General features: G+C 65.7%; 20 protein-coding genes and 2 pseudogenes. 18 read left to right on the forward strand and 4 right to left on the reverse strand.

From position 1 onward, the window contains the following. Positions 1-58: 58 nt before the first annotated feature. Positions 59-211: pseudogene (locus XCC_RS22770) on the forward strand (hypothetical protein); the annotation flags it as partial. A 69-nt stretch (positions 212-280) separates the two neighbouring features. Here the strand turns inward: XCC_RS22770 and XCC_RS09355 are convergent. Then, a complete protein-coding gene (locus XCC_RS09355; protein WP_011035783.1) occupies positions 281-1,648 on the reverse strand; it encodes an IS5-like element IS1478 family transposase in 1,368 nt (455 codons plus the stop codon). Between the two features lie 159 nt (positions 1,649-1,807). Between XCC_RS09355 and XCC_RS22775 the strand changes: the two genes are divergently transcribed. Then, a complete protein-coding gene (locus XCC_RS22775) occupies positions 1,808-2,308 on the forward strand; it encodes a PoNe immunity protein domain-containing protein (protein WP_407368642.1) in 501 nt (166 codons plus the stop codon). Between the two features lie 10 nt (positions 2,309-2,318). Continuing rightward, complete coding sequence (locus XCC_RS09365; RefSeq protein ID WP_373040003.1) at positions 2,319-2,582, forward strand: hemagglutinin repeat-containing protein; 264 nt, start codon at positions 2,319-2,321, stop codon at positions 2,580-2,582. 14 nt (positions 2,583-2,596) lie between these two features. On the opposite strand, the gene XCC_RS09370 is transcribed toward XCC_RS09365, so the two are convergent. Beyond that, the gene (locus XCC_RS09370) at positions 2,597-3,811 is read right to left on the reverse strand and encodes an IS4-like element IS1481A family transposase (RefSeq protein ID WP_011035386.1); all 1,215 of its coding nucleotides are present in this window, start codon (positions 3,809-3,811) and stop codon (positions 2,597-2,599) included. A 303-nt stretch (positions 3,812-4,114) separates the two neighbouring features. On the opposite strand from XCC_RS09370, the pseudogene XCC_RS09375 reads away from it, so the two are divergent. From XCC_RS09375 to XCC_RS09385, 3 genes and pseudogenes are all read left to right on the forward strand, one after another. Beyond that, positions 4,115-4,602, forward strand: a pseudogene (locus tag XCC_RS09375) (TspO/MBR family protein). A gap of 723 nt (positions 4,603-5,325) precedes the next feature. Then, positions 5,326-7,833, forward strand: coding sequence for a bifunctional aspartate kinase/homoserine dehydrogenase I (gene thrA, locus XCC_RS09380; protein WP_011036970.1), 2,508 nt, complete (start codon positions 5,326-5,328; stop codon positions 7,831-7,833). Continuing rightward, entirely contained in the window at positions 7,830-8,798 is a 969-nt protein-coding gene (locus XCC_RS09385) for a homoserine kinase (RefSeq protein WP_011036971.1), read from the forward strand. Before thrA ends, XCC_RS09385 begins: the two co-directional genes overlap by 4 nt. A gap of 68 nt (positions 8,799-8,866) precedes the next feature. On the opposite strand, the gene XCC_RS09390 is transcribed toward XCC_RS09385, so the two are convergent. Then, on the reverse strand, positions 8,867-9,181 hold the full coding sequence (locus tag XCC_RS09390) for an EthD family reductase (protein ID WP_042598957.1): 315 nt from the start codon (positions 9,179-9,181) through the stop codon (positions 8,867-8,869). A gap of 164 nt (positions 9,182-9,345) precedes the next feature. Between XCC_RS09390 and thrC the strand changes: the two genes are divergently transcribed. After that, on the forward strand, positions 9,346-10,650 hold the full coding sequence (thrC, locus tag XCC_RS09395) for a threonine synthase (protein WP_011036973.1): 1,305 nt from the start codon (positions 9,346-9,348) through the stop codon (positions 10,648-10,650). Positions 10,651-10,749: 99 nt separating this feature from the next. Beyond that, on the forward strand, positions 10,750-11,490 hold the full coding sequence (locus tag XCC_RS09400; protein ID WP_011036974.1) for a murein L,D-transpeptidase catalytic domain family protein: 741 nt from the start codon (positions 10,750-10,752) through the stop codon (positions 11,488-11,490). Between the two features lie 91 nt (positions 11,491-11,581). Here XCC_RS09400 and XCC_RS09405 read toward each other — a convergent pair whose 3' ends face one another. Continuing rightward, positions 11,582-12,247, reverse strand: a complete 666-nt coding sequence (locus tag XCC_RS09405; RefSeq protein WP_029628971.1) for a Crp/Fnr family transcriptional regulator — start codon at positions 12,245-12,247, stop codon at positions 11,582-11,584. Between the two features lie 204 nt (positions 12,248-12,451). Between XCC_RS09405 and hisS the strand changes: the two genes are divergently transcribed. The 10 genes from hisS (at position 12,452) to hisIE (ending at position 21,582) form a co-directional block, all read left to right on the forward strand. Further along, entirely contained in the window at positions 12,452-13,885 is a 1,434-nt protein-coding gene (gene hisS, locus XCC_RS09410) for a histidine--tRNA ligase (protein WP_011036976.1), read from the forward strand. Positions 13,886-14,120: 235 nt separating this feature from the next. Next, on the forward strand, positions 14,121-14,447 hold the full coding sequence (locus XCC_RS09415; RefSeq protein WP_011036977.1) for a YerC/YecD family TrpR-related protein: 327 nt from the start codon (positions 14,121-14,123) through the stop codon (positions 14,445-14,447). A 9-nt stretch (positions 14,448-14,456) separates the two neighbouring features. After that, positions 14,457-15,371 (forward strand): ATP phosphoribosyltransferase, encoded by a 915-nt coding sequence (gene hisG / locus XCC_RS09420; protein WP_011036978.1) that lies wholly within the window; start codon positions 14,457-14,459, stop codon positions 15,369-15,371. Beyond that, entirely contained in the window at positions 15,368-16,663 is a 1,296-nt protein-coding gene (gene hisD / locus XCC_RS09425; protein ID WP_011036979.1) for a histidinol dehydrogenase, read from the forward strand. The genes hisG and hisD overlap by 4 nt, the downstream gene beginning before the upstream one ends. Beyond that, positions 16,660-17,748 (forward strand): histidinol-phosphate transaminase, encoded by a 1,089-nt coding sequence (gene hisC / locus XCC_RS09430; RefSeq protein WP_011036980.1) that lies wholly within the window; start codon positions 16,660-16,662, stop codon positions 17,746-17,748. The genes hisD and hisC overlap by 4 nt, the downstream gene beginning before the upstream one ends. Then, positions 17,745-18,872: a bifunctional histidinol-phosphatase/imidazoleglycerol-phosphate dehydratase HisB gene (hisB, locus tag XCC_RS09435; protein ID WP_011036981.1), complete on the forward strand. Its 1,128-nt coding sequence runs from the start codon at positions 17,745-17,747 to the stop codon at positions 18,870-18,872. Before hisC ends, hisB begins: the two co-directional genes overlap by 4 nt. Further along, positions 18,869-19,471, forward strand: a complete 603-nt coding sequence (hisH, locus tag XCC_RS09440; protein ID WP_011036982.1) for an imidazole glycerol phosphate synthase subunit HisH — start codon at positions 18,869-18,871, stop codon at positions 19,469-19,471. The genes hisB and hisH overlap by 4 nt, the downstream gene beginning before the upstream one ends. Next, positions 19,468-20,202 (forward strand): 1-(5-phosphoribosyl)-5-[(5-phosphoribosylamino)methylideneamino]imidazole-4-carboxamide isomerase, encoded by a 735-nt coding sequence (hisA, locus tag XCC_RS09445; protein WP_011036983.1) that lies wholly within the window; start codon positions 19,468-19,470, stop codon positions 20,200-20,202. Before hisH ends, hisA begins: the two co-directional genes overlap by 4 nt. Further along, a complete protein-coding gene (gene hisF / locus XCC_RS09450; protein WP_011036984.1) occupies positions 20,196-20,972 on the forward strand; it encodes an imidazole glycerol phosphate synthase subunit HisF in 777 nt (258 codons plus the stop codon). Before hisA ends, hisF begins: the two co-directional genes overlap by 7 nt. After that, positions 20,962-21,582, forward strand: a complete 621-nt coding sequence (gene hisIE / locus XCC_RS09455) for a bifunctional phosphoribosyl-AMP cyclohydrolase/phosphoribosyl-ATP diphosphatase HisIE (protein ID WP_011036985.1) — start codon at positions 20,962-20,964, stop codon at positions 21,580-21,582. The genes hisF and hisIE overlap by 11 nt, the downstream gene beginning before the upstream one ends. Positions 21,583-21,587 lie beyond the last annotated feature (5 nt).

Consider the following 21,587-nt stretch of genomic DNA (forward strand, 5'->3'; position numbering starts at 1 on the left):
AAACAAAGAGTATTTGCCTCAGTTCTTTTTTGAAATAGCGAAAAATATTTCCGACCTTATGCTTTATCGCTACTCTCGCGGGGATGATATCAATCTAATAGGGCGGAGATTCGATACATTGCTAGACTCATGGGAGAAATCCGTCGGGCTGGGAAATGATATCTGGGACGAAGATACTAAGCGAACTAGAACTTCCTGGGATGTCAATATTGATTTTTATTCATATTGCCTGCGCCTTGTAGGATTGTCTTTGTTGTTAGTCGCCCCTGAAAAACCCCCTTCAAGCACCAAGTGTCATCGGCGACAGCGGCACGGCGCTAAAGGATGGCCATCCCATCGCCCGCATCCAGGCACGCAAAAACGCGATCCAGCGCAGCAGCCAGCGCAGGTTGTAGCCGGCGGCGCAGCCGAGTACGTGCAGCGCATCGCCTTGTGCACCTTTCAGCCTGCAGCGACGCAACCTGCAGTCGTCTTTCAGATGTCCGATCACCGGTTCCACCGCCTGCCGTCGTTTGATCCAGCGCCATTGCCGTCGCGTCAGCGTCTTGGCCTTGCCACGATGGAGCACCTGCACGCCATCGACCTCGCGCCCGCGATAGCCCAGGTCCACGATCGCCACCGTCGGTTCTACGCTCAGATCCTGCAGCAACCCGCGTGTCTGCTCCAGCTGCTCGGCCAAGGTGTCGCCGTCGTACGGGTTGCCCGGGAAGCTACGCGCACCCACGACCAATCCCTTGCAGGCGGTGACCGCAATGCCGACCTTGACGCCGAATTCGTACGCTTGACGCGCCTTGCCCTTACCGATGCATTCCACTTCCGGGGCATGCAATGCGTACAGTTTTTGTTTGTCCTTCGGACGCTGCGTGTACAGCCGTTGCGCACGTTCCAGCCAGACCGCGATGCGCTCGCGCACGCCGGGTTCCACCTGGTCCAGCTTGCGCGCGATATCGCGCAACACCCGCCCCAAGACCGTGCGTTGACGTCGCAGCACGCGCTGCATGCGCTTGAACTGGCGTGCATGCGCATAGCGGCCCGCCTTGCGGCTCAGGGCCGGACCTTGCCGTGCGTAGCTCTGCCGCAACCCGATGCCGTAACGCTTGGCCAGCAGCACCAGTTTCTTGCGTGCCACCTCCAGCAACCGACTATCGGTCGGATAGGCAATCGCCTTTTCCTGCACCGTGGTGTCCACGATCACCCGCGACAACTCGCGTGCGTCCACCGCCTGCATGGCATGTGCAGCGTTGATGGTGTGTGCCAGCAACTCTTCCATCCCCGCTTCGTCAAGCCGCTGACGCCAGCGCGTCAGCGAGCTGGCATCGCACGGCAAGCGCGTCTGGAACACGACCTCGCCAGTGAAAAACTGCCAATACGGATTTTCCAGCCAACGCTCGCACACCGCCTCATCGGACAGGTCGTAGGCGTGTTTGAGGTAGAGCAAACCGGCGATCAGCCGCACCGGCAATGCCGGCCGACCGCCACCAGCCTGGGTGGCCGGCAAGCGCGATGAAAGTGCTTGCTCCAACGCCGTCCACGGCATCCGTTGGCTCAGCTGCGCCAGCGGATGCCGCAGATCGATCTGGTTCTCCAGGCGCGAACGAAACAACTCCTCGGCAGGCATGTGCTCGGCAGCAGGACGGCGTGTATGCATGAGTGGAAATTGCCAGAAACCAGCCTTCAGCGTAGCGAAAACTGGTAGTTCTGGCACGCCACTGCAGACATCAAGGCCTTGCGGGCGTTGGGTGATTGGGGGTTTTTCAGGGGCGACTTGTTAGATTTTCCTGCTCCCAAATGGCAGCGGCTCATAAGTTTGGTTGGCAATGAGGGGGAGGATGAAGTTCTTGATCGAATTATTGCTCATAGATCTCCGGGGAGAATTATCGGATCTAGAGTTTGCTTTCCGCAAGCATATAGTTCGCTCCTGGAGGTGATGAGGGAGCGCGATGAAAATCAAGCGTCGCATTTAAAGCAATTTATCGCGGGATGGTTTCAAAGTTTGCGCGATGCGGGATCCACAAGTGTTCCCCCTCCACACCGCACGCCATATTGGTGGAAGTCCTGTGCCGATGAGGCGTTTGGCATGCAGGGCAGTTATCACGGTTGCTGGTGCATTGAAGCAGCAGTCGTCGCAAGATTATGTCAAATAGACGATAGTGCCTGCGTGGAGATGCCATTTTATCCTGCCGACCTTGTCTCAGACGGCCGAAGCCCTCGATACCCTGATGTCCCATCTTCTTTTGAGCTCAGGCTGGATCAAAAAAAGAAGAGTTTTAGTGGGCTAAGAGGAATATTTAATTTCCGTAAAAAGTGAATTCGACCTGATCGCCACCGGCGGTGGTGAAGACAGCAACCTCCTGGTGCGCGGCAGCGACATCAAAGCCGGCAACAACCTGCTGTTGGCTGCCGACAACAACATCACCCTGGAAGCGGCGCAGGACACCTTCGAGCAGCACAGCACCAGCAAGAGCAAGAGTGCAGCGATCGGCGTGGCGGTCACCTATGGTGCGGACGACTTTGCCGCCGGCATCACCGCCAGCGCCAGTGGCTCGCGTGGCAAGGCCGGTGATAACGGGGTCAGGTTCTAAGGTATCCCCACGTTTTACACCGTAAGCGTCATCTGCTCGCGCACTGCCGCAGGCAGTGCGCGCAAGCGCCCTATCCACCGTGAGACGGGTTCCATCGGCCACTGCCTGACCAGCGCTTCTCGGCCGATGCGTAGCGTGGAGTAAAGCTTGCGTGTGCTGTTGCGAGGAGACAGCCACTGGGCGATACCGGTCGCTTCGCATCCCAGCCCCGCCAACCAGCTGGCGAATGCAGCCAACGTATTGATCAGCAGCAGGATCTGCAGTCGCTCGCCGCGTCGGGTCAAACTGTCTTCCAGCGCCTGGCCGTAGCGATGTGATTTCAGATCGCGAAATGCAAGCTCGATCTGCATCCGTCGTGCGTACACATTGACCAACTGCTTTGCGCTGGGCGCCTGCAGCTGCGGGGATGCAACGATGAGCCAAGGCTCGCGCTCGCGCGCTGCGGCCTTCAGACTCGATGACGCACGCGAGACTTTGGCGGGTGAGCGGCGATTGCACTGTTTGCGCCCTTGCCGTGCCTTGGCGTAAATCACCAACCTGCAATCGAGTGGATCGCTGCGATTGGCCTGCATCGGCGGTAACTCGCATGCACGATTGGACGCCAACACATGCAGTTTCCGGCTGTCGATCCACTGATCTGCTTCATCCCGCACGTCCTGCGGCTTGACTTGCGTGCGCCCGCGCAGTCGCCCAACCCAACACCAGCCCATGGCCGATACAGCGCGGAACCACGGTGTCCGGAAGCCGGCGTCAGTGACCAGGATCGGGCGAACATCGTCCGGAACCAGTGCCCTCAGTTGTTGCAAGAAGCGTCTTTCTGCACCAGGCGATCCCTGCTGCTTTCCTGGCACTACCATGTCCAGCAAGGTAAGCGTGCGGCCGCCCACCGGCACCGCTGCGCGCAGCAGACACCACGATTTGTCTGGCTTCAGATCGCTCCAGTCGATGACGATTACCGGCTGCGCGCCGCGCAGCAGCCAGTGCGCCATCTCGTGGTCGATCACTGATCGCTCGACCTGCAAATTGCGATTACTCAACAGGCGATCAACTGCCTTGAGCGGCGCGCGCACCCGCAGTGCGCTCGGCCACGAACGTGCGATGTCCATCAGTGTCAGCCTGCGTCCGTGCAACAACGCCTCGACCGCATGCAGCAACGCGCGTTCGCGCAACGCATGCATCCCGGACAGTGAGTTGGGCAGGCACTTCTGCAATACTTCGCTGGCGCGCATGGTCGTCAACCTTCTCTGGCTTAGTCACCTTGAAGATTGCGCCATGCGCGCACTTTCTTCCAGGCAATTACGTCGCAAGTGATTGATTTGCCAGGAGGAAATGTGGGGAAACCTCAGGGTCAGGTTCACTTATCAAGTGAGCCGGCGTCAGTTTAACGACTGGCAGCCTCGCCTAAAGTTGATTCATCCATGATCACAGGTCTGCGCTCTGTTTGCATCGCCTGGACAGTCTATGTGGCAACGTGCGCGACATTCGAATGCCTGAATAGCATGCGCTCACTCGCTAGCTGTATGGAGATGTCGATGACAAAGAAAGCGCAGTGGCTTGGACTGGTGGGCTGGTTGGTGCTCTGCTATCTGGTGGCGGCTTGGGAGCGGCGGCGTCGATCCAGGCAGCCAGCTTCTACGCCGGGTTGCAGCGGCCGGGCTGGGCACCGCCGGGGTGGTTGTTCGGGCCGGTGTGGACTGTGTTGTACGGGATGATGGCGGTGTCGGTGTGGTTGATCTGGCGGCGTGGCGGGTGGGGTGGGGCGCGCGGTGCGCTGACCGTGTTCGTGTTGCAGCTGGGGCTCAATGGGTTGTGGAGCTGGCTGTTCTTTGCGTGGCACATGGGGGCGTGGGCATTTGCCGATATCGTGGCGCTGTGGTTGGCGCTGGTGGCGACCATCGTGACGTTCGCTCGGCACAGCCGTAGTGCTGCGTGGTTGTTGGTTCCCTATCTGCTGTGGATCAGCTTTGCGGCGGCGCTGAACTATGCGGTGTGGCAGCTCAATCCTCAGCTGCTTGGGTGAGCGGTAAGGTCCACGCGGCATGTTCGGGTCGCCTGGCTGCGTTGACTCTGCGTTGGAGCGCTGCGCGCGTAGCGAGCGCAAAACAATGATTTGGTCGTCCCAATTCTGGGAAAGACCTCGAAATGCTCAGCTGGCGTGTCGTCGTCCCTGACGTCCAGAGTCATTGCTTGCCGCTGGCCCTCATTGACCTGCATCAGATCATCGGAACCGCCGAAGTCCTAACTCTGCTGTGAAGCGAGCGACGCATTCGCTAGAAGCGAGCTCTGTAAAGCGCGCGACCAAGCCGCCAGAAGCGACGCCCGAAGCCAGGTCTCACACCTGCCAAGTTGCGCAGCGATCGACTCCGCGCCCATCAGAAAAGTTTCCATAGCAATCAATCGCTTGTGGTGGATTTGCTTAAATCTTTGTCCTGCAAGGCTTTCTGCATGCACGTGGCGTGGCGCGCAGCGCTTGCAACCCGGCCTGCTTGACAGGCTTCACCCCGGTGATGTCTTTTGGATGCATGCGTAACGCCTTCGCCACCGCTTGCCCCGTGATGCCGCCGATGCGGCCAGGTGCGGGCGTGGCCGGCATTACCACCACCATTACCACCGCCACCATTCGCCCGGTGCGGTCCGTCGTCTTCGCGTAACTTCCGAAAACAACGGCCCCGCACCCGGATCAGGATGCGGGGGTCTCCCTCTCTCACCTGAAGCGGACGGGGCCTCCCAACGAGGTCTGTCGATGTCATCGCCTGTCGTTTCTTTTGAACCCGCCGCTGTCCCAACGCCTTCCGCCCGCACCGTGGTGCATAAATTCGGTGGCACCTCGGTTGCCGATGCCGAGCGTTACCGGCATGTGGCGCAGCTGTTGCTGGCACGCGATGAGACCGTGCAGGTGACGGTTGTCTCGGCGATGAAAGGCGTGACTGATGCGTTGATCGAGCTGGCCGAACTGGCCGCGCAGAATCGTCCAGAGTGGCGCGAGCGCTGGCATGAAACGCGTGCGCGCCATCGCGGTGCGGCGGTGGCGTTGCTGGGCGAGCATTCCGGGCCCACCGTGGAGTGGCTGGACGAGCGCTTCGAGCATCTGTCACAGATCCTTGCGGCGCTTGCAGTCATCGGCGAGCTGCCGCGCGAAGTGCTTGATCGCGTGCAGGGGCTGGGTGAGGTGTATTCCGCGCAGCTGCTCGGCGACCACTTCCGTGCACTGGGCGAAGACTGCGCAGTGCTGGATGCACGCGATGTGCTGGTGGTCAATCGTGGCGAGCTGGGCGTGGATGTGGACTGGGCGGTGAGCGCGCAGCGGCTGGACACCTGGCGGCAGGCGCATCCGCAGACGCGGGTGGTGGTCACCGGGTTTGTCGCGCGCGATCGCGGCGACCGCATCACCACGCTGGGGCGTAACGGCAGCGATTATTCGGGCGCGATCTTCGCGGCCTTGTTCGATGCTCACGAGCTGCACATCTGGACCGACGTGGATGGGGTGCTCTCGGCCGATCCGCGCGTGGTGCCCGAGGCGGTGCAGCTGGAAACCCTGAGTTACGACGAAGCCTGCGAGCTAGCCTATTTCGGCGCGAAGGTCGTGCATCCGCAGACCATGTCGCCGGCGATCGAGCGCGGTTTGCCGATCATCATCCGCAATACGTTCCAACCCGAACATCCGGGCACGCGCATCACCGCCAGCAGTGCGGTGAGCGGGCCGATCAAGGGGCTGACGCTCAGCCCGGATCTGGCGGTACTGAATCTGGAAGGCACCGGCCTGATCGGTGTGCCGGGGACGGCCGAGCGTGTGTTCGCGGCGCTGCGCACGGCGCAGGTGTCGGTGGTGATGATCTCGCAAGGCTCGTCGGAACATTCGATCTGCTGCGTGGTCAAGCAGCATGAATCCGAGCGTGCGCGCAATGCGCTGCTGCAGGCATTTGCGCACGAGATCACGGTTGGCCAGGTGCAGCGCGTGCAGTTGACCACCGGCATCAGCGTGCTGGCGGCGGTGGGCGATGGCATGGCCGGGCAACCCGGTGTGGCGGCGCGGCTGTTCGAGTCGCTGGGCCGCGCGCAGGTCAATATCCTGGCGATTGCGCAGGGCTCTTCGGAGCGCAACATCTCGGTGGCGATCGATGCGGCGCATGCCACCAAGGCCTTGCGCGCGGCGCATGCCGGCTTCTGGTTGTCGCCACAGACGTTCTCGGTGGGTGTCATCGGGCCGGGCAATGTGGGTGCGGCGTTGCTGGATCAGCTGCGTACCGCGCAGCCGCAACTGCTCGGCAAGGCCAACCTGGATCTGCGCCTGCGTGGCGTGGTGTCGCGCGGGCGCATGTTGCTGGAAGAGCGCAGCGTGACCGGCGATTGGCGCGATGCATTTGCAGCGGCGTCTACGCCCACCGATCTGGAGCGCTTCACCGCGCATCTGCTCTCCGCGCACCTGCCGCATACGGTGATCATCGATTGCAGCGGCAGTGCGGAAGTGGCCGACCGCTATGCGGGCTGGCTGGCAGCCGGCATCCATGTGGTGACGCCGAACAAACAGGCCGGCTCCGGGCCGTTGGCGCGCTATGAGGCGATCCGTGCCGCCGCCGATGCCAGCGGTGCGCGCTTCCGCTACGAGGCCACGGTCGGCGCCGGCCTGCCGGTGATCACCACGCTGCGCGACCTGGTCGATACCGGCGATGCAGTGACCTCGATCGAAGGCATTTTCTCCGGCACGCTGGCGTGGCTGTTCAATAAATACGACGGCAGCGTGCCGTTCTCCGAGCTGGTGACGCAGGCGCGCGGCATGGGCTACACCGAGCCAGACCCGCGCGATGACCTGTCCGGCGTGGATGTGGCGCGCAAGTTGGTGATCCTGGCGCGCGAGGCGGGGCGGGCGATCAGCCTGGACGATGTCAGCGTGGAAAGCCTGGTGCCCGAGGCGTTGCGCCAGGCCAGCGTGGATGACTTCATGGCACAGCTGCAGACAGTGGACGCCGGCTTTGCGCAGCGGCTGGCCGACGCGCATGCGCGCGGCAACGTGCTGCGCTATGTCGCGCAACTGCCGCCAGATCGCGCGCCCAGCGTGGGCCTGGTGGAATTGCCTGCGCACCATGCGTTCGCCAATCTTCGCCTGACCGATAACGTGGTGCAGTTCACCACGCGCCGCTACTGCGAGAACCCATTGGTGGTGCAAGGCCCGGGCGCAGGGCCGGAAGTGACCGCGGCCGGCGTGTTTGCCGATCTGCTGCGCGTGGCGGCAGGCGAGGGGGCGCGCTTGTGAATCAGATGGTGGACATGAGCCACGCCGTGCCCACCGCGCGTGGGCTGCGCGAGGCGCGCGCATTTGCGCCGGCGTCGGTGGCCAACGTGGCGGTGGGCTTCGACCTGTTGGGCTACCCGCTGGATGGCGTGGGCGACACCGTGACCGTGCGCCGCATCGACGCGCCGGTGGTGCGGATTGCCGCCATTCGCGGCACCACCGTGGCGCTGCCGCTGGAGGCCGAGCGCAACACCGCCGGCGCGGCGTTGATGTCGCTGCGTGCGGCATTGGCGCTGCCGTTCGGCTTTGAACTGGAGATCGACAAGGGCATCGCCTTGAGTTCGGGCATGGGCGGCTCCGCTGCCTCGTGCGTGGCTGCGCTGGTGGCGGCGAATGCCTTGCTGGACACACCTATCAGCACCGACCAGCTCTATCAGCACGCACTCGATGGCGAAGCGGTGGCCAGTGGCAGCCGGCATGGCGACAACCTGGGGCCGTTGTTCCTGGGCGGGCTGGTGCTGTGCACCTTGGAGCGGCTGGTGCCGATCGCAGTGCCGGAGGCGTGGCACAGCCTGGTGGTACATCCGGAGGCAGTGCTGGAAACCCGCCGCGCGCGCGAAGCCCTGGCTGGCGACTACCGCCTGAGCGAGTTCGTGGCGCAGAGCACCAACCTGGCGCTGGTACTGGCCGGCTGCCATGCCGGCGATGCGGACCTGGTCCGTGCCGGCCTGCGCGATGTGCTGGTCGAGCCGCGGCGTGCGCCCTTGATTGCCGGCTTTGCGCAGGCGAAACAGGCTGCGCTTGCGCATGCTGCGCTGGGCGCCAGTATTTCCGGTGCCGGCCCCAGCGTGTTTGCCTGGTTCGAAACCCGCGCGGCTGCCGCGGCGGCGGCGCCGGCGGTGCAGGCCGCATTCGCCGGCGTGGGCCTGGACAGCCAGGCCTGGGTGACGCCGATTAACAGCCCCGCGGCACGGCTGCTTGCATGAGCCAGCGCACGCGTTGTTCGATCAAGCATCAGCGGTGCGCGCAGCATGCACGCACCGCGATGGCATGTTCATCCCACGACCACTTCGCTGATCTGCATGACTGGCGCGAGATCGGTGTAGTTGGCGATATCGGCAAGTATCTCGGCCGCGTGCGGCCCGAAGCTGCCGTTGAAGGCCTCGACCGAATCGCAAAAGATGTGGCACATCCCGATGTACGGCGGCGTGCTGCCGGGCTCACCGCCGCTGATGCCCTTGTCCACCGTGTAGCTGAGGCAGGCCGCGCCCATGCGCGCGCTCAACAACGGCATGTGGGTGTCGCTGTAGTAGGTGTGGTCGAAGCGGGCGCCATCGCGGTACGGGTACATCACACTGACCTTGATCATTTGCGGGCTCCACGGGAAGGTGCGCGCAGCATAGCGCCGCGCCGGCAACCCCGTGCGACCGCCTGGCGGCGCGCCGCGATGTCCAATGCCGCCGCTCACCCGCAGCATCCGCCTTTCTCGTTGGTGGGCGCTGGCCCGTTTCCGCTCTGCCTGGAGTCCGCATGATGTTCATCTCTACCCGTGGCGCCGCACCTGCCGTGAGCCTGAGCCAGGCGATCGCCGCCGGCCTGGCCCCGGACGGCGGCCTGTACGTGCCGCAGACCCTGCCGCCGGCGCGCACCCTGCAGGCCGGCGCAACGCTGGCCGACACGGCCACCACACTGCTGCAGCCGTTCTTCGAAGGTGACGCGCTGGCAGGCGAGCTGGCGGCCATCTGCGCCGAAGCGTTCGATTTCCCGGCGCCGCTGGTGCCGCTGGCCACGCCGGGCGACTACGCGCTGGAGCTATTCCATGGCCCCACCGCGGCCTTCAAAGATTTTGGTGCGCGGTTTCTGGCCGCTTGTCTGACGCGGCTGCGGCGCGCCGAAGACCGCCCGCTGACCATTCTGGTGGCTACCTCCGGCGATACCGGCGCGGCCGTGGCGGCGGCGTTCCATCGGCAGCCCGGCCTGCGGGTGGTGGTGCTGTATCCGGATGGCCGCGTGTCGCCCCGGCAGGCGCATCAGCTGGGCTGCTTCGGCGACAACATCCAGGCATTGCGTGTGGCCGGCACCTTCGACGACTGCCAGGCCATGGTCAAGCAGGCCTTGAACGATGGCGAGCTGCAGGCGCAGCTGCCGCTGAGTTCGGCCAATAGCATCAGCCTGGGGCGGCTGCTGCCGCAGATGAGCTACTACGCGCACGCAGCGCTGCAGCACCACGCTGGCTCCGGGGCCGCATTGAACCTGGTGGTGCCCACCGGCAACCTGGGCAACGGCCTGGCCGCGATCCTGGCACGCGCGCTCGGCGTGCCGCTGGGCCAGATCGTGCTGGCGTCCAACGCCAACCATGTGTTGCCCGACTACTTCGCCGGCGACGACTACGCACCGCAACCCAGCGTGGCCACCGTGGCCAACGCGATGGACGTGGGTGCACCCAGCAATTTCGAACGCCTGCGTTGGCTGTATGACGGCGACGATGCGGCCCTGCGCGAGGCGTTCCGTGCGCTGTCGGTGGATGACACGGCGATCCGCCATACCGTGCAGCAACGCTTCGCACGCTACGGCGAGGTGCATTGCCCGCATACCGCCACCGCCGTGCACGTACTGGAGCAATTGCGCGCGGAAGGGGTCGAGGGCGGCACCGGCGACTGGGCGGTGGCGGCCACGGCGCACCCGGCCAAGTTCGAGGCGGTGGTGGAGCCACTGATCGGCCGCGCGGTGGAGATTCCGCCGGCGCTGGCGGCGCTGTTGCAGCGTCCGGCGCATGCCGAACCGCTGGCACCGGACTACCTGGCGTTCCGGCAGCGTCTGCTCGCGGATGCGCCCTGACCGAACACGTTCAGCCAGCCGGGGTTGGAAACCGGGCCGGATGCGGCTATCTCTAGGGGGTGCGGGCCCACGTGGCACCGCGTCCCTGTGGGTTGTTGCATGTCTTATCGATTGATCGCCGTTGCCGCCGCGCTGTGCGGATGGGCAACAGCCGGCACGGCGGGTGCCGCCGACGCCATCGCTGCCTCGCCTGTGTCGCCCCTGGGCACACCGCAGGCAGGCCTGGTCGATGCACTGGCCCGCCAGGCACCGGCGCTGGACCGGCAGGTCCTGGCCCTGGCCACCGAAGCCCTGCAATGCGCGCGTCAACGCCAGCAGGTGGGCACCGAGCGGGTGCTCAGCGTCATCGACTACAGCCGCCCCTCCACCGAGCGGCGGCTGTGGGTGTTCGATCTGGCCCGCCAGCGGCTGTTGTTCGAAGAGTGGGTGGCGCATGGGCGCAATACCGGCAACAACCTGGCTGCGAAATTCTCCAACGACGACGGCAGTTTCCAGTCCAGCCTTGGCGCTTTTACCGCGCAGGAGGCCTACACCGGCCACAACGGCTACTCGCTGCGCCTGAAGGGGTTGGAGCCTGGCTTCAACGACCATGCACGCGACCGCGCGATCGTGATCCACGGTGCGCCGTATGTCAGCGAAGCGGTGATCCGCAGCCAGGGCCGGCTGGGCCGCAGCCTGGGGTGCCCGGCGGTACGGCCGGCGGTGGCCAAACAGTTGATCGATACCTTGCGCGAAGGCGCCTTCGTGTTCGCCTATTACCCGGACCGTGCCTGGTTGCGCCAATCGCGCCTGTTGAGTGGCGGTTGCGGCGCTGCCGTTGCCAGCGTGGGTGGGCGCTAGGGGCGCTGCGGCTGGCGTTGCCGGAGATGTCGCAGCCAGCGATTGCGATGCTTGCCCGCTCCGTTTCGCCGCCAGCGCATGGCGGCCGGGCTCAGACCTCGTCGCCGGCCAGCTTGCGTAGCGCCGGGTAGTCCAGGATCTGCACCAGATGCAGCTGGGGCAGGGCGATCAGGTGCTGCTGCTTGAGCTTGGTGAAGGTGCGGCTCACCGTTTCCATGGTCAGGCCGAGATGGTCGGCGATGTCGCTGCGGCTCATCGGCAGCGCCACGGTGTCGCCGGATGCGCCCGGGCGGGTGGAGCGTGCGGCCAGGCGCAGCAGGAAGTGCGCCAGCCGTTCGCTGGGTTGCAGGCGCGCCAGCAGCAGGCCGGTGTCCTGCGCTGCGGCCAGTTCCATGCCAGCACGCTGCAACAACTTGCGTTCCAGGCTTGGGTAGCGCTCGCGGAGCTGACGCATCTGCGCCAACGGCGTGCGGCAGACCCGGCTGTCGATGATGGCTTCGATATCGTGGCGATGGTGGCTGGTTTCGGTGAGCCCGACATAGTCGCCGGGCAGCACGAAGCCGGTGATCTGGCGTCGCCCATCGGCCAGGGTGCGCACCATGCGCAGCGCCCCGGAAGTCACGGTGTAGACGTGGTGGCGCGCCTCGCCGGCCCGCACCAGCGCGCTGCCGGTGGCATAGGCCTGCGCGCTGGTGGCCTGGTCCAGCGCGGCCATCTCTTGCTCCGAGAGCGCCGCGCAGATCGCCCGGCCGCGCACCGCACACAACGCGCATTCGGAGTCACGGGCGGTGGCGCCAGTGGCCTCGGCCGGGGCCGGGCAGGTCACGCTGGGGTCTGGAAGCTGCCGGTACATGGGCCACGCACTGCTGGGACGCGGCGAATGATACGCCATGCGGTCAGCACGGCCGCCCAGCCGGTAGAATTGCGCGTTCGCCCCACTCGATACGCAGGAGTTTCGCTCGTGATCAAGCCCCGTACGCCGCCCGGCATCATGGAATTGCTGCCGCGCGAGCAGATCGCGTTCCAGCGCATGCTGGACGTCATCCGCCGCAACTACGAGCGGTTCGGGTTCCTGCCGGTGGAAACCCCGGTGTTCGAGCTCTCCGATGTGCTGCTGACCAAATCCGGCGGCGAAACCGAGCGCCAGGTGTATTTCGTGCAGTCCACCGGCGCGCTGGCCAATGCCGCCGCGGCTGCCGACGAGGGCGCCGAGAGTGGCGGCCTGCCGGAGCTGGCGCTGCGCTTCGACCTGACCGTGCCGCTGGCCCGCTATGTGGCCGAGCACGAGCACGAATTGAGCTTTCCGTTCCGCCGTTACCAGATGCAGCGCGTGTACCGCGGCGAGCGCGCCCAGCGTGGCCGCTTCCGCGAGTTCTACCAGTGCGACATCGACGTGATCGGCAAGGATGCGCTGAGCATCCGCTACGACGCCGAAGTGCTGGCGGTGATCCACGCGGTGTTCGCCGAGCTGGGCATTGGCGATTTCAAGGTGCAGTTGAACAACCGCAAGCTGCTGCGCGGCTTTTTCGAAAGCCTGGGCGTGGCCGAGGGCGAGCTGCAGCTGGCGGTGCTGCGCGAGGTCGACAAGATCGACAAGCGCGGCGCCGAGTACGTGCGCGACACCTTGGCCGGCGAAGGCTTCGGCATTGCGGCCGCGCAGGTGGACAAGATTCTGGCCTTCGTGGCGGTGCGCTCCAACGGGCATGCCGATGCGCTGGCACAGTTGCAGGCGCTGGAGACCTCGGTGGGCGCGAGCGTAACGCTGGGCGAGGGCATTGCCGAGTTGCGTGAGGTGCTGGAACTGGTCAAGGCGCTGGGCGTGCCCGAGACCGCCTACTGCCTGAATTTCTCGATCGCGCGTGGGTTGGATTACTACACCGGCACCGTCTACGAGACCACGCTGACCGATCACCCGCAGATCGGCTCGATCTGCTCGGGCGGCCGGTACGAAAACCTGGCCAGCCACTACACCAAGTCCAAGCTGCCGGGCGTGGGCATTTCCATTGGCTTGACGCGGTTGTTCTGGCAGCTGCGCGAGGCCGGCCTGATCGCCGGGATCGCCGAGAGCAGCGTGCACGCGATGGTGGCGCTGATGGACGAGTCGCGCCTGGATGATGCGCTGGATATCGCGCGCCGCCTACGCATTGGCGGCATCAATACCGAAGTGCAGATGGAGCCAAAGAAGGTCGGCAAGCAGTTCCAGTACGCCGCGCGTGCGGGCATCCGCTTTGTGGTGCTGGCCGGCGACGACGAGCTGGCGCGTGGCGTGGTGGCGGTGAAGGACCTGGTGCGCGAGCAGCAGTTCGACGTGGCCCGCGACGAGCTGGCCAGCACGTTGCAGGTGGAGCTGGAGCAGGCCAAGGCGATGCTGGTGTCGGGGATCGCGGCGAACTGATCGCGCCCATTGCACGGGCGTTGCGGGCAGCTGGCCGGAGCGATCTGGCCGGCTGCTTTCGTTTTCGGGGCAGGATGCGTGGCGGTGGCGGTGGCGGTGGCGGTGGCGGTGGCGCTGCGGTAGCGATACCAGGGCGCGTCCGTGCAGGGCGCTCTGCATGAACACCGCAAGTTCGCCCGCTTGTCCTCATGGCCCCGTTTGCGCTAATGTACTAACACGCTATTACATTAACGCGATGAAACAACGACCTGCTCCCCGCGAAAGTACCGATGTCGCCGCCTCGCTGAAGATGCTGTCCGAGGCACTGGCCTGCCTGGAGGCGCCCGGCGCCGTCGAGGCCTTCCTGCGTGACCTGTGCACGCCGGCCGAACTCGAAGCCATGTCCGACCGCTGGCGGGTGGTGCCGTTGCTGGTCAAGGGCGTGCCGTATCGCGAGATCCATGACCTGACCCAGGTCAGCGTCACCACCATCGGGCGTGTCGCGCGCACCCTGGAACACGGCGCCGGCGGCTATGCCGCGGCCCTGCGCGAGCAATCGTCGCGCCCTGTCGAATCCCACTGAGAGAACAAGATGAGTGCTTCCACGGCAGCACCGGCACGTGACCGGTTGCGCATTGCCATCCAGAAAAACGGCCGCCTGGCCGAGCCGGCGCGCAGCCTGCTGGCCGCCTGCGGGCTGAGCTGGCGGCAGAGCCGCGACAAATTGTTCTGCTACGGCGAATCGCTGCCGGTGGACCTGCTGCTGGTGCGCGACGACGACATCCCGGGCCTGATCGCCGATGGCGTCTGCGACCTGGGCATCGTCGGCCAGAACGAGCTGGACGAGCAGGCATCGGCGCGTCGTCGCGCTGGCCTGCCGGCCGCGTATCACGCCGTGCGCGGGGTCGGTTTCGGCCAGTGCCGGCTGATGCTGGCGGTGCCGGAAGAGTGGGGCTGGCAGGGCGTGGCGCAGCTGGCGGGCAAGCGCATCGCCACCAGCTACCCGGCGATCCTGGCCGATTGGCTGGAGCGCCAGGGCATCGACGCATCGGTGGTCGAGCTCTCCGGCTCGGTGGAAATCGCGCCGCGCCTGGGCACGGCCGATCTGATCTGCGACCTGGTCTCCAGCGGCGCGACGCTGGCCGCCAACCAGCTCAAGCCGGTCGAGCTGGTGATGGAAAGCGAGGCGGTGCTGGCTGGTGCCGTGCGCGAGCCGGCCGATGCGCGCGCGGCGCTGCTGGCGATGCTGCTGCGGCGCATGGATGGCGTGCTCAAGCTGCGCGACAGCAAGCTGCTGATGTTCCGCGCCGAGCAAGGCAACGTGGATGCGCTGCGCCGCTTGCTGCCCGATGCCGACCCGCTGGTGCAGTTGCCCGACGACGGCAATGGCGCCTTGCGCCTGCAGACCATGTGCCACGGCGCGGTGACCTGGCAACGCCTGGAAGAATTGGAACGCGCAGGTGCGCAAGGCTTGATGGTATTGACGGTGGAGCGCTCGCTCGCATGAACACGCTTGATTGGACCCAACTCACTGCAGACGCACGCACCCAGGCGTTGACGCGCCCGGTGCAGACCGTCGCCACGCAGACACGCGAGGCGGTCGCCACCCTGATCGCCGATGTGCGTGCACGTGGCGATGTGGCGCTGCGCGAGATCACCGCACGCTTCGACGGCGTCACGCTGGAGAGCTTTGCGGTCAGCGATGCCGAATTTGCCGCGGCAGATGCCGCCATCGCGCCGGAACTGCGCCAGGCGATGCAGGACGCCGTGGCGCGCATCGACACCTTTCACCGCGCCGGCATGAGCGAAGGCTATGCGGTGGAAACCGCACCTGGCGTGGTCTGCGAAAAGATCGTGCGCCCGATCGGCCGCGTGGGCCTATACGTGCCGGCCGGCAGCGCGCCGTTGCCGTCCACCGCCTTGATGCTGGGCGTGCCGGCGCGGCTGGCTGGCTGCCGCGAAGTGGTGCTGTGCACGCCGCCGCGCAAGGATGGCAGTGTCGACCCGGCGGTGCTGGTGGCCGCGCAACTCACCGGCGTGCGCCGAGTATTCAAGCTCGGTGGCGCGCAGGCGATTGCGGCAATGGCCTATGGCACCGACTCCATTCCCAGCTGCGACAAATTGTTCGGCCCGGGCAACAGCTTCGTTACCGAAGCCAAGCAGCAGGTGGCGCAATCCGGCGCGGCCGCGATCGACATGCCGGCCGGCCCGTCCGAGGTGCTGGTGATTGCCGATGCCGGCGCGCAACCGGCATTTGTCGCGGCCGATCTGTTGTCGCAGGCCGAACATGGCCCGGATTCGCAAGTACTGCTGTTGTCCGACAGCGATGCATTGATTACCGCAGTGCAGGAGCAACTGGACCTGCAACTGGCGCAACTCTCGCGCGCCGACATCGCGCGCCAGGCGTTGGCGCAGTCGCGGTTGATCAAGGTGGCGACGCTGCAGGACGCGTTCGAGATCAGCAACCGCTATGCACCGGAGCACCTGATCCTGGCCTTGCGCGAGCCGCGTGCGTGGTTGGCGCAGGTGGAGGCCGCCGGCTCGGTATTTCTCGGCGACTACACGCCCGAAGCACTGGGCGATTACTGCAGCGGCACCAACCACGTGTTGCCGACCAGCGGTGCGGCGCGTGCCTATAGCGGCGTGAGCGTGGCCAGCTTCCAGAACATGGTGAGCGTGCAGGCGGCGAGCAAGGCCGGTATCGATGGAATCGGCGCATGCGCAGTGATTCTGGCGCGCGCCGAGGGCCTGGATGCGCACGCCAACGCGGTGGCGCTGCGCATGGGAGTGGCCGCATGAGCACGGCATCGGTAATGGATCTGGTGCGTGACGATCTGCGCGCATTTGCAGGCTATGCGTCGGCGCGCACGAGTGCATTGCAAGGCGATGTGTGGCTCAACGCTAACGAGTCGGCCTGGGGAAATCCGGCCGATCCCGACGCCAGCACGCGTCGCTATCCTGATCCGCAGCCCAAGGGCCTGCGTGCGGCGCTGGCGCAGCTGTATGGGTGTGCGACCGAGCAATTGCTGATCGGCCGTGGCAGCGACGAGGCCATCGATCTGCTGGTGCGTGGCCTGTGCGTGCCCGAGCGCGATGCGGTGGTGGTCACACCGCCGGTGTTCGGCATGTATGCGGTGTGCGCGCGCCTGCAGAGCGCGCCGCTGGTCGAAGTGCCGTTGGTGGATGGGGCGGACGGTTTGCATGCCGATGTGCCGGCGATCGTGCAGGCCGCGCTGGACGCCAAGGCCAAGCTGGTGTTCCTGTGCTCGCCGTCCAACCCAGCCGGCTCGGCGATCCCGCTGGCCGAAATCGAAGCTGCCTTGCAGGCGCTGCAGGGCAAGGCGGTGGTGGTGGTGGATGAAGCTTATGGCGAGTTCTCCGATGTGCCCTCGGCCATTGGCCTGCTTGCGCGCTACGACAATCTGGCGGTGTTGCGCACCTTGTCCAAGGCGCACGCGCTGGCGGCTGCGCGCATCGGCAGCCTGATCGCCAATGCCGAGCTGATCGCGTTGTTGCGCCGTTGCCAGGCGCCGTATCCGGTACCCACGCCATGCGCGGTGATGGCCGAGCAGGCCTTGTCTGCACCTGCGCTGGCGGTGACGCAGCGGCGGGTGACCGAGATCCGTGCCGAGCGCGCACGCCTGCATGCCGCGCTGGTGCAGGTGGCCGGCGTGCGCCAGGTCTACCCCTCGCAGGGCAACTTCCTGCTGGTGCGTTTCGACGACGCCGAAGCAGCGTTCCAGGCGCTGCTCGAAGCGGGTGTGGTGGTGCGTGATCAACGCGCGGTGCCGCGCCTGTCCGATGCACTGCGCATCACCATCGGCACACCCGACCAGAATGACCGTGTGTTGGGCGCATTGCAGCGCAAGCAGGAGGCCGCATGACCCCGATTCTTTTCGTCGACCGCGATGGCACGCTGATTACCGAGCCGGCCGATTTCCAGATCGACGCCTACGAAAAGCTGCGCTTTGTCGACGGCGTGATTCCGGCCATGCTCAAGCTGCGCGATGCCGGCTACCAGTTCGTCATCGTCAGCAACCAGGACGGTCTGGGCAGCGAGAGCTATCCGCAGGCATCCTTCGACGGCCCCAACAACCTGATGCTGCAGATCTTCGCCAGCCAGGGCATCGTGTTCCGCGAAGTGCTGATCGACTGCAGCTGGCCGGCCGACAACGCGCCGACGCGCAAGCCGGGCGTTGGCCTGATGGTGCCGTACCTGCAGGACCGCACCATCGACTGGAGCCGTTCGGCGATGGTGGGCGACCGCATCACCGACATCCAGTTCGCGCAGAACCTCAACATCCGCGGGTTCCAGCTGCGCACCGAGCAGTTCGGCGGCGATTGGGACTGGGCCGGCATCGCACACGAACTGGCCGATGCCCCGCGCCGCGCGGTGGTCCAGCGCAATACCAAGGAAACCCGCATCCGCGTGGAGCTCGACCTGGACCGCGTGGCCGAACCGCACACCGCCACCGGGCTGCCGTTCTTCGATCACATGCTCGAGCAGATCGGCAAGCACGGCGGGTTTGCGCTGGATATCCGCGCCGAAGGCGACCTGCACATCGATGAGCACCACACCATCGAAGACACTGGCTTGGCGCTGGGGCAGGCCTTGCGCGAAGCCTTGGGCGACAAGCGCGGTATTGGCCGCTATGGCTTTGATCCGGACGACAGCCCATGGCGCGTAGCGGGCGACACCACACAGCACGGCTTTACCTTGCCGATGGACGAAACCATCGCCAGTGCTGCGCTGGATTTCAGCGGCCGGCCATACTTCGTGTTCGACGGCGACTTCAAACGCGAGCGCGTTGGCGACATGCCCACCGAGCTGGTGCCGCACTTCTTCCGTTCGGTGTGCGATGCATCCGGATTGAATCTGCATCTGCACGTGCGCGGCGAGAACGATCACCACAAGGTGGAAGGCTGCTTCAAGGCATTGGCGCGTGCACTGCGCCAGGCGATCCGCCGCGAGGGCACCGCGTTGCCATCCACCAAGGGGGCGCTATGACCGATCTCGCGCTCATCGACGCCGGCGGTGCCAATCTGGGCTCGGTGCGCTATGCGCTCGAGCGCCTGGGCGTGGAAGCGCGCGTGGTGCGTGATGCGCAGGGCCTGCAGGGCGCCGAGCGCGTCATCCTGCCGGGCGTGGGCGCAGCGCCGGAGGCCATGGCGCGCCTGCGTGCGCAGGGCCTGATTGAACCGCTGCAGCAATTGCAGGTGCCGCTGATCGGTATTTGCCTGGGCATGCAGCTGTTGTTCGAGCATTCCGAAGAAGGCGATGTGGACTGCCTGGGAATGCTGCCGGGCATCGTGCGGCACATGACGCCGGCGCTTGGCATTCGCGTACCGCACATGGGCTGGAACCAGCTGGTGCCGATGCGTGACTCCGCGCTGCTTGCTGGATTGCCGGAGCGTGCCAGCGCCTATTTCGTGCATGGCTATGCCGCGCCAGTCACCGCCGACACCGTGGCCGCCTGCGACCACGGCGGGCTGTTCACCGCGGTGGTGCAGAGCGGCTTGCGGTGCGGCGCGCAATTCCACCCCGAGCGTTCCGCCGACACCGGCGCGCGCATCCTGCGCAATTTTCTTGAGATGAGCTTCCCATGAGTTTCACCGTTTACCCCGCGCTGGACATCCGCGACGGCCGCGTGGTGCGGCTGCTGCAAGGCGATTACGCCCGCGAAACCCGCTACGGCGACGATGTGCTGCCGCGTGCGCAGGCGTTTGCCGACGCCGGTGCGCAGTGGATGCATCTGGTGGATCTGGATGCGGCCAAGGCCGGCGGCTACACCTTGGCCGCGCTGCTCGGTCAGATTAGCCGTCAGACCGGCCTGCAGGTGCAGACCGGTGGCGGTGTGCGCTCGCGCGAGGATGTGGCGCGCATTCTCGATGCCGGCGCGGCGCGTGTAGTGGTGGGCTCGCTGGCCGTGCGCGACAGCGCCACGGTGATCGGCTGGCTGCAGGAATTCGGCACCGATCGGCTGACCATCGCGCTGGACACACGCCAGGACGCAGCGGGCGTATGGCAACTGCCGGTGCATGGCTGGACCGAAACCGCCGAGGCCACGCTGGATCAACTGGCCACGCAGTACGCGCAGGCCGGTCTGCAGCATCTGTTGTGCACCGACATCGCGCGTGACGGCATGCTGTCCGGCCCCAACATGGGCTTGTATGCGCATCTGCGCGCACTGGCGCCGCAGTTGCAGGTGCAGGTCTCCGGTGGCGCGCGCAATCTGGCCGACGTGGCCGCGGCCAAGGCGGCTGGGTGTGCCGGCATCGTGCTCGGCAAGGCGCTGCTGGAAGGTCATCTGGATCTGAAGGACGCACTGGCATGCTGAGCCGTCGCATCATTCCCTGCCTGGACGTGCGCGATGGCCGCGTGGTCAAGGGCGTCAAGTTCCGCGACCACATCGACATGGGCGACATCGTCGAGTTGGCGATGCGCTACCGCGACCAGGGCGCGGACGAGTTGGTGTTCTACGACATTGGCGCCAGCCCGGAAGGGCGTTCGGTGGACTATGCGTGGGTCGAGCGCGTTGCGCGCCTGATCGACATCCCGTTCTGCGTGGCCGGCGGCATCCGCGATGTAGAAACCGCGCGTGCGGTGCTGCATGCCGGCGCCGACAAGATCTCCATCAACTCGCCGGCATTGGGGCGGCCGCAGCTGATCTCCGAGCTGGCCGACGCCTTTGGCGTGCAATGCGTGGTGGTCGGCATCGACTCGATCCGCGAAGAGGACGGGCAGTGGCGCGTCCGCCGCTACACCGGCGACCCAAGCAAGACCCAGGCGCTGCCGATGCGCACGCTGGACTGGGTGGCCGAGGCGCAGCGACTGGGTGCGGGCGAGATCGTGCTCAATTGCATGGATAACGACGGGGTCCGGCATGGCTACGATATTGCGCAGCTGCGCCAGGTGCGCGCGTTGTGCCGGGTACCGCTGATTGCCTCCGGCGGCGCTGGCGAGATGCAGCACTTCGCCGACGTGTTCGACCAGGCCGACGCCGATGGTGCGCTGGCGGCCAGTGTCTTCCATAGCGGCGCAATTCCGATTCCGGAACTCAAGCGCTTCCTGCGTGCGCAACAGATCGAGGTACGTGATGGGCAGTGAAACTACGGCCGCGGGCGATGCGCTCGATGCGCTGGACTGGAACAAGGGCGACGGCTTGCTGCCTGTGATCGTGCAGGACGCCGACAACCTGCGCGTGCTGATGCTGGGCTACATGAACGCCGAGGCGCTTGCGGTGACGCGTGCGCGTGGCGAGGTCACTTTTTTCAGCCGCAGCAAGCAGCGCCTCTGGACCAAAGGCGAGAGCTCGGGAAATGTGCTGCGCGTGGTCGCGATCGAAACCGATTGCGATGCGGACACCTTGCTGGTGCAGGCACGTCCGCACGGCCCGACCTGCCACCTGGGCCGCACCAGTTGCTTCCCGACCGCGCCCAGCCAGTTCCTCGGCAGCCTGGACGCCTTGATCGCCGAGCGCGAGCACGAGCGCCCGCATGGCAGCTACACCACCAAGTTGTTTGAGCAAGGCATCCGCCGCATTGCGCAGAAGGTGGGCGAGGAGGGCGTGGAAACCGCGCTGGCCGGCGTAGTGCAGGGCGACGCCGAGTTGCTGGGCGAATCCGCCGACCTGCTGTACCACCTGATCGTGCTGCTGCGCGCACGCGGGCTGGGCCTGGGCGATGCAGTGGCGCTGCTGGAATCGCGGCACAAGTAATCGCC

This window comes from Xanthomonas campestris pv. campestris str. ATCC 33913 (assembly GCF_000007145.1).
GTDB classification, from domain to species: domain Bacteria; phylum Pseudomonadota; class Gammaproteobacteria; order Xanthomonadales; family Xanthomonadaceae; genus Xanthomonas; species Xanthomonas campestris.